The organism is Chryseobacterium sp. IT-36CA2, assembly GCF_949767875.1.
Taxonomy (GTDB): domain Bacteria; phylum Bacteroidota; class Bacteroidia; order Flavobacteriales; family Weeksellaceae; genus Chryseobacterium.
The window spans coordinates 113,037-128,121 of the sequence record NZ_CATKPG010000023.1 but is presented as its reverse complement, the minus strand read 5'-3'; the positions used below and the strand labels follow the sequence as shown (position 1 = coordinate 128,121).

16 protein-coding genes are annotated in these 15,085 nt (G+C 32.0%); 7 read left to right on the top strand and 9 right to left on the bottom strand.

Features of this window, described 5'->3' with window-relative positions; genetic code table 11:
- The first annotated feature begins 30 nt into the window (after positions 1-30).
- On the top strand, positions 31-1,464 hold the full coding sequence (locus tag ACM6F9_RS17470) for a hypothetical protein (protein ID WP_414846896.1): 1,434 nt from the start codon (positions 31-33) through the stop codon (positions 1,462-1,464).
- Between the two features lie 410 nt (positions 1,465-1,874).
- Here the strand turns inward: ACM6F9_RS17470 and ACM6F9_RS17465 are convergent, their stop codons facing one another.
- Complete coding sequence (locus tag ACM6F9_RS17465) at positions 1,875-2,462, bottom strand: recombinase family protein (protein ID WP_414846895.1); 588 nt, start codon at positions 2,460-2,462, stop codon at positions 1,875-1,877.
- Positions 2,463-2,522: 60 nt separating this feature from the next.
- The gene (locus ACM6F9_RS17460; RefSeq protein WP_414846894.1) at positions 2,523-3,044 is read right to left on the bottom strand and encodes an antirestriction protein ArdA; all 522 of its coding nucleotides are present in this window, start codon (positions 3,042-3,044) and stop codon (positions 2,523-2,525) included.
- Between the two features lie 706 nt (positions 3,045-3,750).
- Between ACM6F9_RS17460 and ACM6F9_RS17455 the strand changes: the two genes are divergently transcribed.
- The 6 genes from ACM6F9_RS17455 (at position 3,751) to ACM6F9_RS17430 (ending at position 8,008) form a co-directional block, all read left to right on the top strand.
- Positions 3,751-4,218 carry a hypothetical protein gene (locus ACM6F9_RS17455; protein ID WP_414846893.1) on the top strand — a complete coding sequence of 156 codons (468 nt, stop codon included), beginning with the start codon at positions 3,751-3,753 and terminating at the stop codon, positions 4,216-4,218.
- Between the two features lie 21 nt (positions 4,219-4,239).
- Positions 4,240-4,641: a hypothetical protein gene (locus ACM6F9_RS17450; protein ID WP_414846892.1), complete on the top strand. Its 402-nt coding sequence runs from the start codon at positions 4,240-4,242 to the stop codon at positions 4,639-4,641.
- A 4-nt stretch (positions 4,642-4,645) separates the two neighbouring features.
- The gene (locus ACM6F9_RS17445) at positions 4,646-4,993 is read left to right on the top strand and encodes a hypothetical protein (protein WP_414846891.1); all 348 of its coding nucleotides are present in this window, start codon (positions 4,646-4,648) and stop codon (positions 4,991-4,993) included.
- A 516-nt stretch (positions 4,994-5,509) separates the two neighbouring features.
- Complete coding sequence (locus tag ACM6F9_RS17440; protein WP_414846890.1) at positions 5,510-7,093, top strand: hypothetical protein; 1,584 nt, start codon at positions 5,510-5,512, stop codon at positions 7,091-7,093.
- 8 nt (positions 7,094-7,101) lie between these two features.
- Positions 7,102-7,455 carry a polymer-forming cytoskeletal protein gene (locus ACM6F9_RS17435; protein WP_343643326.1) on the top strand — a complete coding sequence of 118 codons (354 nt, stop codon included), beginning with the start codon at positions 7,102-7,104 and terminating at the stop codon, positions 7,453-7,455.
- Positions 7,456-7,459: 4 nt separating this feature from the next.
- Positions 7,460-8,008, top strand: coding sequence for a hypothetical protein (locus ACM6F9_RS17430; RefSeq protein ID WP_414846889.1), 549 nt, complete (start codon positions 7,460-7,462; stop codon positions 8,006-8,008).
- A gap of 106 nt (positions 8,009-8,114) precedes the next feature.
- Here ACM6F9_RS17430 and ACM6F9_RS17425 read toward each other — a convergent pair whose 3' ends face one another.
- From ACM6F9_RS17425 to ACM6F9_RS17395, 7 genes are all read right to left on the bottom strand, one after another.
- Positions 8,115-8,453 carry a hypothetical protein gene (locus tag ACM6F9_RS17425; protein ID WP_414846888.1) on the bottom strand — a complete coding sequence of 113 codons (339 nt, stop codon included), beginning with the start codon at positions 8,451-8,453 and terminating at the stop codon, positions 8,115-8,117.
- Between the two features lie 5 nt (positions 8,454-8,458).
- Positions 8,459-9,988: a hypothetical protein gene (locus tag ACM6F9_RS17420; protein WP_414846887.1), complete on the bottom strand. Its 1,530-nt coding sequence runs from the start codon at positions 9,986-9,988 to the stop codon at positions 8,459-8,461.
- Between the two features lie 163 nt (positions 9,989-10,151).
- Positions 10,152-10,934: a helix-turn-helix domain-containing protein gene (locus tag ACM6F9_RS17415; protein ID WP_414846886.1), complete on the bottom strand. Its 783-nt coding sequence runs from the start codon at positions 10,932-10,934 to the stop codon at positions 10,152-10,154.
- 12 nt (positions 10,935-10,946) lie between these two features.
- Positions 10,947-12,236, bottom strand: a complete 1,290-nt coding sequence (locus tag ACM6F9_RS17410) for a phage integrase SAM-like domain-containing protein (RefSeq protein ID WP_414846885.1) — start codon at positions 12,234-12,236, stop codon at positions 10,947-10,949.
- 358 nt (positions 12,237-12,594) lie between these two features.
- Complete coding sequence (gene tpiA / locus ACM6F9_RS17405) at positions 12,595-13,353, bottom strand: triose-phosphate isomerase (RefSeq protein ID WP_414846884.1); 759 nt, start codon at positions 13,351-13,353, stop codon at positions 12,595-12,597.
- Positions 13,354-13,357: 4 nt separating this feature from the next.
- The gene (locus ACM6F9_RS17400; protein WP_414846883.1) at positions 13,358-14,629 is read right to left on the bottom strand and encodes an AbiH family protein; all 1,272 of its coding nucleotides are present in this window, start codon (positions 14,627-14,629) and stop codon (positions 13,358-13,360) included.
- Positions 14,630-14,735: 106 nt separating this feature from the next.
- On the bottom strand, positions 14,736-15,083 hold the full coding sequence (locus ACM6F9_RS17395; RefSeq protein ID WP_034692300.1) for a TerB family tellurite resistance protein: 348 nt from the start codon (positions 15,081-15,083) through the stop codon (positions 14,736-14,738).
- Positions 15,084-15,085 lie beyond the last annotated feature (2 nt).

The following is a 15,085-nucleotide window of genomic DNA, read 5'->3' as shown; positions in this document are numbered from 1 at the left end:
AGTGCATAAATGTGAATAATGATTTAATATATGGTGAGATTTTTTATTTTCTTTTTCCCTTTATTCCTTTTTTCCCAGCAAAAAATAACCCAGGAGAGCATTGATAAAAAGTTAAAAAATGCAGAAACACTTTTTGCTAAAGGTCAGACAGATGACTATATAAAGCTAAGTCTTTCAATACTGGAAGATTCTAAATCTATCAACTATTCAAATGGTAAAGTAATAGCATATTATAGCTTAGCGATAGCTTATAACTGGATGTATAAATACAGCCGAAGCAATTATTACTTAAAATTAATGGAGTCTGAACTTAAAAATGTAAATGAAGATGACGAAGAAATAGCGATGAATATATTATACAGTAATAATTATTACGGAATCAATATGTATGATGAGTCTTTAAAAAAGCTGAAAGAAAACCTACGTCTCGTTTATAAAGTTAAAATAGATTCCAACAGGTGCTATATAAAGAGCTTGGCTATGCTTGATATGGCTAAAAATTATTATAAAAAAGAAAATTACGATTCTGCTACTTATTATAACAAGAGAGCTATTGAAGAATTGAAAACCCAGAAAAAAATGAATTCAATTTTCGGGACGAATTTGAAAATAGGATTTTTAAATTTGGCTGAAGTGAAGTTCTCAGAGAATAAAGTGGATTCTACAGAATTTTATTTGAAGTCTGCCCAGGCTCTTCCTGTAAGATTAGGCAATCATGAATATCAGACATTTAAGATCTCAGGGCAAATTCATAAAGCTAAAAAAGAGTATGACCTGGCAATTGCAGATTATAAAAAATCTATAGACCTTGCCAGAAAATTACATGCTGTCAAAAGAGTATTAGAATTATATTCTCTGCTTTCTCAAACCTATGAAAAAGCAGGACAAATGGATGCCAGTGAAGAATACTTGTCTAAATATACCAGTCTTAATGATAGCTTAAACATAATAGAATCAAAGAATCTGGAAGATACTGTTGACCTTCTGGTAGAAGAAAAACAAAAATCTCTGAAGGATAAAAATAACTTCTTATTTTATGGGATACTGATAGGAATTATACTCGTAGCCAGCTCCATGTTATTGATCTTTATAAGGATACGTAATAAGGGTAAAGTATTGAATATAAAGGAGCAAGAATCAAAAGTATTAAATCAAAGATTGAATTTTGCCTTTGAAGAAGTCGTAGAATTAGCTAAAAATAATGACTCTGAATTTTATACCCGCTTTGAAGAAGTTTATCCCACATTCTTTCCCCGATTATTAGCAATAGAGCCAGATTTAAAGAGAAGCGAATTGAAGTTTTGTGCCTTATTATTCCTGAATTTTTCTACTAAAGATATTGCAGCTTATACTTTTATACAGCCTCAATCTGTACAAACCAGAAAAAACAGAATAAGAAAAAGATTGAATATTTGTTCTGATCAGGATATCTATACTTGGATGAAAAGTATTGCTGAGAAATAATTTTTCAAGGTATTTCATAATATACCAGAGGCGGCATCTTCGATGCCGTCATTTAAAATCGTAATGCGCCTATTCATCGTGCATTGCGATTTTTATTAATGAAAATTTTCCGACATATTTCCAACAACCAAAACTCAAACCCCTTTCAAAGAACTCTACTGCAAAGATACAAATACTATGCCCGAAAGGCAAAAATAACACTCTTTTTATGGTTGCAGAAAACCTTAAAAATTGCGGAATGTTATTATTTTGAAAAATCAACAGGTAACTAAATTAAGTACCAGATTAACTATATAGAATAATAGAAGTAACTACCTACACCCCGATAGCAAAATCAACTCGTTTTACCTCATTTCTGATTTGTCGATAGTGATAATTTTATATTCTTTGAGTGGTCTACCCTCGTTACATCAGATATTATTTTTAACTTTCTGAACAGTTCCGATGCTGACATTGCAGATTTTTGCCGTGTCTCTGATAGAGTTTCCTTTCTTTAGGTTCTTAATTACTTCTTTATACTTCAATAAAAAGTCTTCTATGCTCTCCGTAGAACCTTTCTCACGCCCTTTATAGACACCCTTAGCCTTTGCAAGTGCAATACCCTCACGCTGACGCTCCAAAATGGTTTCTCGTTCCATTTCGGCTATGTTTGCCATAACAGAGATAATAAGTTTGAACGCCTGATTCTCTTTTCCTTTGATTAAACTTTCTATTCCGAGATTATCTACTTTGAGAATAACGCCCTTTTCTTTGAAAAATTCCAAAGTCGTAAGAATATCATACAGGTTTCTTCCGAGCCTGTCAATAGAACTTACAGAAACGTAATTAATTTCACCCCCTTCAATAGCCTTTATCAGTTCTTTTCCCTGCGCTCTATCCTTAAAGGGAGTAGAACCGCTAACAATATCAGTAAATATCTTTTCGCCCTTCGCCTGTCTCTCTTCCTGTCTTGCCACGTTCTGAGATCCCGTTGAAACTCTAATATATCGTGCTTTCATATTGTAAATAGTTATAAAGCACCTCGCTATTAAGCAAGGTGCAAAAGATTGTTATTGTGATTAGTTTCGGAAGTAATATCCGTTAGAGCTCATATAATCATACATCAAATGTCTGGCGGTTGCTTCCCAATCAATGTAAATGTAAGAGGGCAAGTTTTCAGGAATTGAGCCGTGCTGCTCTAAAATTTCCTGCGCAAAATCTTCATCTGAACTGTACTCACCATAATAAGAATCTGAAAGGTTTTCTAATAGGTCGCTTACGTCCTTATGATAATAACTCATGCACTCTGCATAGGCTTCTATAACCTCAAAATCATAATCTGAGTTATTGATCTCTTCGGCTATTTCGTAAATTTTTGCTGAAAGATGGCATTCGCTGATTAGCTTTTGTTTGATAAAGAACTGACTACATTCATAGTCCTGAAACATAAATTCGGGTTCTTGCTCGTCTTGGTGTAGTTCCCGCATAGCTTCTAAAAGTTCGTCATAACTTGAATAGTTTGATAATTGAAGCCATTCTCCGTAAATGCTTCCAGAATTGTACTTGCCATAAGTACCGACATAGATTTGGAAGTCCTCCAAACAATTTTGTAACTTTGTCATTGTAGATAAGTTTTAATTACACGTTAAAATTTTACACATCCCCGCTCAATATTCTCAGTATTGACGGGGTTTTTTGTTGGTTTATAGTAGTCGAAAATTGTGCCAAATGTTATAAAAATAGGGTGATATTCAATGAAATAGCAATAATATTTTGAATCCGTAGAAAATCTCTTGAAACCTGTTCTAACTTTGGGTTACAGTCTAAAAATGTTCAAAAAAAGTGTTGAGGTTTTTAGACCGTCTGAAAACTTTTGCCCAAACTTTAACAGGTGGGGGTATGGCAAAAACTCGTCTTACACCCTCCCCCTAAGACTAATATGGGTACTCTTCCGATACATATAAAAGAAATTTTCAAAATCCGTAAGGATGTATCGGAATTTTTCATCATTTTTGCAGTTCATGAAATTTAAAACGGTTTAATTATTGATATAGAAAATTTTATCTAAAAAGCGAAAGCTATTTTAGAAGACATCAACGAGAAAATAAGTGTTAGACTTATTTGCTTTGCTAGTAAGAAATTTGGCGATTTTTAAGGCAAACCGAAGCAGATACAAGTAACACCCACCAATGGCGTGGGCGTTCTGCTTTGTGTTTGTCGGGTTACGCCAAATACCTTTACTACCAAAGCGTGAATTAGCTCACGCTTATTTTTTTGCTTAAAAATCAAGCATAAAAATTAATAGAAATGGGTATTTTATTTTCCACAGACACCGTAAGAAGCCTTAATAAATGGCAAAAATTATCAATTCCTCTTTTCTTCTTCTCATTCGCATTATTCAATGCGCAATATTCAGTAAAAACCTCTGAAAAAGACGGTTACATCGACCTTATTAAAGGACAACGCACGTATGAAAAATACTACGAACTTGATTATGATACAGGTAAGGTATTCAACGAACACGAATCGGATTGCGAAATCTACGTCAATTTCATAAGAAGGTACAGTAATGATACTGTCGGTGACGGTATGATAACTTATTACTATGGCAGTCGTTCAATAAAATTACCTTTCGACCAAGTTATATTCAAAAACAACACATTTCATTTCTTCTATAACGAAATCCTGTTTGCCTACTATTATGCAGACTACAAAACATTTATGCTTGTTGACAAGACCAAAAGAGTTTACAAGACATACAAAGATTTAGATTAAAACAATTCAAAATATATCATTATGAAAAAATTGATTTTTACACTTTCATTGGCGGTATTGCCATTATTTTCGTGTTCATCGTCCGATAATGACGAACAGACAACCAACCCTACAACTGTAAACAATAACAAAATCAACCCTCCTGCATGGATTATCGGGAAATGGACGAGTTATTTAGGCGGTACAGCCTATCAATCCTATACGTTTTCAAACGGAGATATTGTTATGTCTATGGGTGGCTATTCACAGAGCTACAAATACATTGCTGATAATGGAGGATATTCTCAAACATCAAGCGATACGGAATTTACTTTTACTCTTGCTAACGGAGGTGTTGCTCAAACTTTCAAATTCAAGAAAGTAACAGCAACAAAACTCAACTTTGATAACGGAAACAGTATTACAGAATTTATAAAAGAATAACAACATGAAAAAATTACTATTTACCCTTGCATTGGCGTTGCCAACACTTTATTTCGCACAGGACACACAGAAAGATAAAAAGTGTGATTTACCTGCAAATTATCAAGAACCAGCTCCCGACAAGAAAATCCAATCTTTTTTGAAAAAAGTTGATGCAACGATTGAAGACCTTAGAAAACACGTTGCAATAGATAATGATTGCGAGGAAAAAGATGTTGTTTTCTTGCGTATTTCGGAGCAGAAAGGAAACGGACTTTATGATTTGTGCGTAAAAGGTAAAAATCTCAAATATAAAAGGATGGGAAGCGTTTTTATGAAGGCAAATGAAAACCCTTTTGATACAGCAAAATGATGTTGCAATTTCAGAGAGTGTGTATTCCACCATTTGAATCATTTGAATTTAAACGATACAGTATTTGGGATGATGTATCGCTTATTTTGATACTGTCCGCATGTCTCATTTTGTATGTCGGAGTTTCTTATTTCCTAATACAAGGGTTGAAACTCACAATCAATTCACTAAAAAAGGATTTCAAGAAAGAAAAATAATAAATATTTCAAAACTGATTTATATCACGACATTCTTTGTCGTTAAGGTAAAATATATTTGTACCAGTTAAGATGAGAAAATGTGCTTCAATAAATCTTTTTAATGTGAAAAATTTGTCTCGAATAATTTAATTTTTAAATTTGCAAAAAAACAAAAATGATGAAACTCTTAAATTTAAGAGCAGATAATTTCGAGCTTGGTAATTATCTGCTAAAAAACATACAGGCTACAAATTTTAATAATAAAATTAACAATAAAAATTATATTAAAATTCTATTTGTATATAAAGTACAAATGGGATAAAGTTATTTTGAAAAAATGAAAAATTTAAATCTATTTAAAATAGCTATTTTTAGCCTATTAGCTTTTACAACTTCTTGTCGTGAAGAACTTACCGACACATTATCTGATAAAACTAATGTAATTGATCAAGCGACTGTAAAAAATGGAAGATTGTATTTCCCGAACAAAGAATCATTATCTGCTACTTACAAAAATTTAAAAAAAGAGAACCTTGAATCAGTTCAAAATTTTATTGACGAGAAAGGAATTGAATCTTTAGTTCCAGTCATTACTCAAAAAAATGAAAATAAAGTTATTTCTGAATTAAAATCTAGAAAGATAGAATATTTAGAAAAAAAATCATCTAGTGCCATGAAGACAGCTTCGGTTTCTGACGAAGACATTTATGATGATATAGATGATCTTGAAGAAATTGTAGGTGATGAAGTATACTCTGCTATGCTAAATGGAAAGGCTGAAATACAAGTTGCAGATAAAATATACAAATATACTGATGTTGGATTATTTGTTACAACAGAAGAAAATTATTCCAGGCTCGAAAATTATCTTGAAGTTAGAAAAATATCTTCTGATCTTCTAGTTCCAACTGAAACATCTACAAGAGATAGTTTCATCTCTGATAAAGCAAATGATGAATTGATCACTTTACCAAATACTGATAATAAAATTAGCTATTTTAGATCATCTGTACCTAGAAGAAGTGGAGGCACTGGTGGTTTTACTGGTGGCGGTAGCACAAGTGGTAATAATGGTGGTTTTAGACCTCCCACTGCTCCTCAAGAGCCTTCAATAGCTTCAATAGTTGAAAAACTGCCAATTGGTGAAGTTAAAAAGCCATGGTTAGGAAATATTTTTGGAAAAACATGGACAACATATGATAAGTATGAAAGCAGAAGAAGAGTTAAAGTTAAATTCTATTCACAGAATTTATATCTTGTTTATGCGATAGGTTGCAAGGTCAAACATCAATATAAAGGATGGACTGGATTATGGAGAAAAGAAAATGCAGATCAACTAGGTATAGGCGTTAATTCAGTTAAATGGACTTTTAATCATTCAATGAATATGAGTGCTCCTGCAGGAGTTCCTAAGCAAGCATACTGGTTTGGTAGCAATATGTACAGCACATCCGACGGTATTTCCTTTACTTTTTCAAAAAACCAAAACATTCCGTCGTTACCATTTGCTTCTAAATTAGATGGACTTATTCAGTTTACGGTCGATGTTACTGGTCTTACAGAAGAAAAATTGGATAAGTTGTTCTGGGAAACTGCATGGAAACAGGCAAATAATTTTATTGAAGGGCAAAACAAAAAGCTAAATAGAGTTCTTTTTGTTGTAGATTCATTTAGTGCATCATACGTACGCTATTACGATTTTAGCCAAATAGAAAACAACCAAGATGTTATTGAAAGAGTTTTCGATTTTGGAATTGCTTCTCCTCAGGTTACTTACACTTTTGGAGGAGGAACAGGGAATGGAGTTGCTGTAACAAGCTATAAGTGGAATTTTGCAAAACCTGATGCTGTAGCAGTTAGCATGTATGGAATAGCTAAGAAAAATGGAGCTTGGCACGGAGTAAAACTTAACGCTAATTAAAAAAGACTATGAAATATTTTTTTCTTGTATTTTTCCTTGCACTTACATCTTGTATTTCAGATGAGAATTTAAGATTACAATCGAACTCTAAATATCAAGGGAATTACGTCGGAAACTTTAATGGAGATTTATCTGGCGAAATAAAATTTTACGTATCTGATACAGGTAACATTGAAGGAACGATATATTATACTACTTCCAATATCTCTGAAAGTATATCAGGATACGTAATGATTAGTGGTAAATTTGATGCAAATACAAAAGCTGGATTAAGTTTTTCAGGATATTTAAATGATAAATCCATGAATGGTAAATGGACAAAAGGTAATCTCACTGGGAATTATGAATTTTATAAAAAATAGTATGATGAAAAAAATATTTCTAATTTTATTAGTATTTACTGTAACCCTAATGTATTCGCAAGAAAAATCATCAATAAAAAAATCATTCTTTGGAGTTCAAGCTGGACTTTTTGGTGCAAATGTCTATAATGAAGCCAATCTTTCTGAACAATTTATACTTAGAAGTGAGATTGATTTAACTGCGGGGATTTGGGGAGGAGATTTGTACTCTAAAACAGGTTTTGCATTAGTACCTGCTTTTTCCGTAACTCCGAAATGGTACTACAATATCAATCAAAGGAATAATGAAAACAAGAATACTAAGTATAATTCTGCAAACTATCTTTCTGCAAAATTTGGATTTGTCCCTGATTGGTTTGTTATTTCAAATGTTGACGGAATAGAAGTAAATCCTATGATTTCATTAATTCCCACATGGGGATTAAGAAGAAATTTTGCAAAAAATTTCAATTATGAACTTCAATTAGGATTAGGAGTGGGAAAAATTTTAAGATCTGACTATTCACTTCAGGTAGTTCCTAATTTAAGTTTTAGGATTGGGTATGATTTTTAAAATCTATAAAAAAGACAGGCTTTGATTAGCCTGTCTTTTTTATAGAAGTTAGTCCTTTAAAATCTTAAATACAACTAGGCTGTAAGACATAATACTGCTACATTATTCAATTCAAATAAATATATGCCATTCTATCTCCCCATTTGGACTCGTTTTCATCGGTTAGAGTAAGATTCATTAAATGTGGGATATGATTATTCCATACAGTATCATTTTCATTTTCTAGGAATTTTTCTAAAAATGTTTCTATATGTTCGGATTTGAAATCATACTCTGGATTAAAGTCTAACTCTAAGCAGTTTCCAAACGGATTATACACTTCACCCATTATTGAGCCGTCTTTTTTGTCATACAATACAATTGTATAGTCTGATTTTATGGTAAATCCAATCTCATTTTCAAAATCCTGTATTACTTTTTTATCTACAATATATTTCTTTCTCATATCTTCTATTTAATTAATCGTTTAGTTGCGGTTTCTTCTCCGGTGCAAGGTTCAAAATCCCAACTTTCTTTAGCTACTTTCGGTTTAAAACCTGTAAATTCTTCAACATACCTCACCATAAGCTCACCTAAAACCGCTTCAAAATCAATTGTTGTAGCAATTGAATCATGAATTGTAAAAAGTGGCATTTCAGGGTGCTCTTTTGCAATTTTTTTAGTCACATAATCAATGATGCAGTGCGATTCTATATTTTGAAGAAGTCTCGATAAATGTGCATTATCCTCACTTTTTAAAATTTCAAGTACAGCCATAAAGTTTGGTAGCTTCTCTTTTAATTTGAGATAATATTCGTCTGTTGAATCATTCTTACAGAAAAGGGCTCTTATAAAAACGGATTTTAGAAGTTCTCTTTCCGTACCAAAGGAAACGGGATGCTTACTTTTTAATTCCTTAATGAAAACAACATTTGTAAATCCGCCTGTAAAGCATTTTTCAGGTTTCAAAATCAATGCTAAATTCTCATATAATTTACCTTCAAGTACCCATTTTTGAAATTGAGAAAATTCTTCTGCAAACCCCTTACTGGAAAGGGTTTCTTTCAAAATCGGCAACATAAAGGTACATAGTCTAATTCCATATACCTTTCTACATAATCCAACTACATACCTACTCCTATTACTACTCAGATTAGATATGAGATAGACGAGAAAATACGGTTGTGAATTTTTCAAATCAAATGCAACCAATTTTTTGCTGTCATACGTTACAAAAGGCTTAAATATTTTCTTGAAATTCGTTAATACGGTATGCAATCTAAAATCACTTTCCTCATTTCGGGTTGCAGTAAAAACTTTATGATGAAGTTTTGAAATATGATTAATCCAATGCATTCGTTTACAGGCAACTTTTTCAGGTTCAATAATAGAAATTCTATAATCTCCACTTACATAAGTGTATTTCTCATTGATATAATCATCAATAAAATTCAACGCACCGTCAAAATCTATTTCTAATTTATCATTAAACCACTTCAAAAGATGTTGATTCTCCTTATAAATATCAGAATCCTGAATTGACCTTTCAACAATTATTTTATCAGATTCTAACACTTTCATTTCAACTTTTTCAAGTTCAGGCACTTTTTCAAAGGACATTAAAATAAAATCTGTGAAGCAATATTTATTTGAATGATGACCAACAGAATAATTTACAGCCAACTCAACAACCTCCATTTCAACAAGCCAATTTAAGTACCCGCTATAATCAGACACAATCCCTTTCAAAATATCGGTATAAAGAGCAACAGGAATATTTCTATCTGCTTTATTCTCAAAGGTATTTTGCCTTTTGATAATCGTTATAATGATATAGTAAAAAAATTCAATCTTGCATTTATATTTTAGTTTGGGAGGATAAACCTTTACCATTGTATCAATATAATTCCTTATAGATGAAGGTATTAAAGCAAGATTTTTAATCCTAACTCTGTCTTGTAAAGCTTTATTCGACTTTTTTGTTTTCTTTTTCTTTTTCATATAAATAGTTTTGCTCCCCAAGTCTATTGAAATGGGGAAAAGTTAATAATTGACTTCAAGCGAAAGCAACAACCGGCACAGGCGTTGCCAATGCTTAAAATCGTTCAATAAAATTCTTAGGTGTTTTGTTCAGTAGGGCAGAAAATCCTACTTTGCAGGTAGGTTAATTCGTTCTCACGAGACAGTCTACAATCTCATGCGGTTTAAAATACACTTGCGCTCCAAGCATATACTCTGGAATCAATCCCGCTTTTCTCATTCTCCAAAAAGTAGTTTCACCCACCCCTAAGAAATCAGCAGCTTCTTTGATTGATAAAAGTTCAGGCAACAATCTTTCTTCCAAAGAGTCTATTTTAACCGTTAAATCCACCGTTCTCTCGCCTACAATCCTTTCGATAACAGATAATAGTATTTCATCATTTGACACGTTAGAATCGCTTGAAAATGGCTCGGAATATTGTACACATAATTTATCCAAATGCTTAATTTCTTCATTGTATTGAGCTAAAAAGTAATCAATTACCTCTTTTTGGATTGGATTAAGGTTTTCAAGTGAAGATAAAATCTCACCAATACTAATAAAATGTAATTTTATTTCATAGGCAGTTTGTCGTTTTGTTTTTAAATCGTTAATAGTTAGTAAGTAATTTCTCAATTCTTCTCTAAAGCCATGCGCCAAATCTGAAAAAATGGGCGTAATAGCATTATAGAACATTCCGAAGTCAAAAATTGGTAGTACCTTATCATAATTGACAAAGTACACATGAAAAGGATTATTCCCGTCATATTCTTGTTCCAAAATTTCTACTTCTTCGTTGCAGTCAAAAAAGGTTATTTCTAAGCTCATTTTAGGGTGCAAAAATCCAAGATTTCCGCACCTGCACACAAACTTATCAATTGACAATAAATTGTGCTTTAAAAGCGGGTTTTCTAATAGTTTATTCATATTGTTTTTATATTAGTTAAAAAAATAATTGGCTAAGGCATGAGATTGTTGTTGGTCTACTTTTCCGATATATCTCAAAAACATAGCTTCACTTTTGTGTCCTGTTGCCACCATTAATAGTGGAGTTGGTATCTTACCGTAGTTATTACTCGCAAAACTCCTTCTTCCAATGTGGCTCGTTACAAGCTCGTGCTTCGGATAGTTAGCATAAACTTTCCTTCTCTTTTTTTCAATTCCTCCGTAACACATTTCGGTAATTCCAGCGTCTCTACAAACTGTTTTTACCAATTTATTGTAACTATCTTCGTCATATTTTGGTGGAAATTGAAAACCTCGTTTGTTAAGTATCTCCAAAATCTTTGGGTGAACAGGTAAATGTAGCACATGATCTGTTTTATCTTGAATAAAGTTCAAGAAATAACTTTCTTGCTCATTTTCAAGTTTTTCTTTATTGAGCATTTGTACATTAAACCTCATAAAATCTGAAATTCTTTGACCACTGTATGCTGAAATTAATAGCCAATCTCTGATATTATCTAATTCAGCATCTTCAAAATTGTGCTTTTCAATAACTTCTAGTTCCGCCGGAGTTAAAATTTGAAAAATTGTCTTTTCTTCTTTTGACTTGACTAGCTTAATTTGAGAATGAAGCCTAATCCCATTTCTTTCAGCATGGTAGGCAATAATACGTAGTAGTCTTAGGTTCGTCGAAGTATAGTTAACGGAATATCTCATCACTTCATAGCAGTACTTCTCAAAATCCACCTTGAATTTCAAATTAATTTCTCCGAATTTCAAAGTCTTCTTTTTACTATGCTTTAAAAATTCCACGATAATCCTTTTTAGACAGTTTACTTTAATAGTGTAACCTTTGGAGATTTCATGCTTCTTTTGCTCAATAAATACAGGACAGAATGAAACAAAATCATCAGGAATTGTATTTTCCTCTACAATGGCTGGGTTAATTACAGCTTTTAACCATTCTGTATTAAATTTAACTCCTTCCGCTTCCTTAAAGGCTTTATCAATCTTTTTAGCCAAGTCTTGAAGCCTTTCATTTACTTTCCTGTTCTCAACAAATAAAGCTCTTGCCTTAGCGTCTCTTTTCTCAACTAATTTACCTTTTTGCTCAACGAAAAATTTCTCCTTCATCATGCCATTATCACCATCCCAATGGGAAGCAATACAGGTTTCTTTAGTTGCAACTTTTAGGTCGAACGCTCGACCATTACTTACACGCACATAAATAGGCGTAATTACTTCGCCAGACTTGTGTCTGACAAAAAATTTTGTCTTTAGCATAAATTAAAATGATTTAAATGTTAGTATAACCTCATGCTTTTTGAGGGGTGCAAAGATACAAAAAATTTGAAAAATACGCAAATTATCATGCGTTAAAATTTGGTTAAATAAAATTAATTTCATAATATACGAGCAATTTCAAAAATTTATTATCGGATTTTGTTCCGACATCTTTCCGACATTTAAGAAATTCAGTGAAAAAAAAATGAAGTTTTGAGCTGTAATTATGAAGTATAACAAAACAGAAAACCCCTGAAAAGAGCCGTTATCACACGAAACTCATTTCAAGGGTTTTAATTTGATTTCCAGCGTACCAGTATCTTCGATGCCGCCTCTGGTATATTTATTTGTTTTGATCTTAGTTGAAACCCTCAATAATCTTAGAGAAATCCTCCAATTTCAAAGCAGCTCCTCCGATAAGACCTCCATCAATATCTGGCTGAGAGAAGATTTCCTTAGCATTATCCGGCTTCACAGAACCTCCGTAAAGGATAGAAATTTCATCCGCTACTTCCTGACCGTATTTAGCAGCAATGATGCTTCTGATATGTGCATGGATTTCCTGAGCCTGCTCAGGTGTTGCCGTTTCTCCTGTTCCAATAGCCCAAACCGGTTCATAAGCAATCACTACTTTTTTGATCTCTTCAGCAGAAAGGGTGAAAAGAGCTACTTCAGTCTGATTTTTTACCACTTCAAAGTGCTGTCCTGCTTTTCTTTGTTCAAGAGTTTCTCCGTTACAATAGATTGGAGTAAGACCTTTATCTAAAGCCAATTTTACTTTTCTGTTACAGTGAGAATCTGTTTCTCCATGATATTGTCTTCTTTCAGAGTGCCCGATTAAAGATCCGGTAGCATCAATAGATTCCAGCATATCTGCAGAAATCTCACCAGTATATGCACCACTTTCATGTTCGCTCATATCCTGAGAAAATACTCCAATTTCATCCTTTTCAAAGATGTCTTTTGCCATCATTAGATACAATGAAGGCGGAGCAATCCAAACCTCACAGTTGGTAGCATTGTTATTTTTATAGCTTAGTAACTGAATCATCAATTGTTGTGCATCAATTACATTTTTGTTCATTTTCCAGTTTCCTGCAACTATTTTTCTTCTCATAGTTCTAATTGTTTATTACATTAAATAAATTATCTTCTGTTGCTTGTACGAAAGTAAGTCTTTTTTGTTTCATTAGGCCTTCTATTTCATCTTTTCCTATGATGCTTAAAAGATTATTTAATAAATCAGCTTTGGATGAAATAGAATGATGAAAAATTATAATTCTTGTATCTATTATATAAGGTGCAAAAATTTTACTTTTGGATTGATCTAATTGATCAAAAACTTCTCTAATGTACTCCTTATCTGAGATATCTAGAGAATGGCCCCAAAAATAAAATGTATGAGAGGAAATCTCTCCAATATCATGTAGAAACTGGAAATCAGTCTGTTTATGAAGTTTTTGAAAGTATTTTGTAAAATTAAATAATTTATGTTTTTTGAGATTTTGGTCTAGATCATCTACTCCCAATACAATTTTTAAGTCATCTAAATTATTCCAATCTTCAACTACTTGACCATGTAGAAAATCAATCCCATTGTTTGAATATAATTTTTCAACAGTTTTAGTATAATTAAATGAATAAATTTTATCTACAGAGTTAAGTAAATTAACATCATTGTGCTTTAAAAATTTATCTTTTTTTTCTTCGCGAAATTTTTCATAGAATTTTGACACTATTAAATGAAAATAATCATTAAAAATTCCAGTAAATTCTTGTAAGGAGTAATAAAGATTATTCAATATTTTATTTTTATGAATTATTTGAACTTCATTCTCAATTTTAAAACAATATTTATCATTTAAAGAAAATCTACCACTATCATAAGGTAAAAATATTTCTAAATTAGTTAGTAAAATCCTTGTTAAAGAAGAATCAAAGTGATCTTCAGAATTGTAACGGTAATCATAATAATATATTCCATTAAAAGAGCTGTTAGAATTTTTAATCTTATTATCTAATTTATCAAACAAGTTAACTATATCTTCTAAAACTCTATTTATTTCAGTCTCAAAATCAATCCAAGTCTCAATATGAGAGTCATCAATTGATTTGAAATGTTTATACCAAAGATTTTGGCTTAATTTCGTTTTAATTTTATTCAGATCATCTTTTTTAAATTTTAAACCATCTATTTCATAAAATTCTTTAATCTTTTCATAAAAAAAAGAATCATACTTCTGAAATTGATTACTAAATAAATTTTCAAAATTAAAATCAGAAACAATGTTACTACTTTCAATCTCTCTAAGAATACAAATAAAATGATTGTATTTAGTAGGCAGAAAATGCCTTAAATCAAATCCGTTACCAATTATTAAAACTTTTTCCACCTAGTTATGATCTATAAAATTATTTACTAATTACCTTTAGTTCGAACATGAAAGCATTCACCAAGGCCCCTGAGTAAATTCTTTTCATGATATTTTTGATCTTATACTACAATCCCCAAAGATTTTTCAGCAGAACGTAGAATGTATGTTCTTCTTCAGTCACTTTATTATCAGCTTTGATCAGTGATTTTGCAAACTGAACAAACTTTACACGCTCGTCCTCTGTAGAATCTTCATGGAAACATCTTGCATGGAATTCAAAATGATCTTTCCATTCTTCAGGCTGCAGAAGAGCCAGTGTTTCAAGCTCATTATCAAGATTCATTCTGAATGGAAATTCATCCGCCATGTATTGCTGTACCAGCATTCCTTCCTCAGGAGCAAACTCTCCATCCACAGAAGAAAGAATCATTAATAAGTGATAACCGGCGATTGATTTATTTGATTTTTGCATGA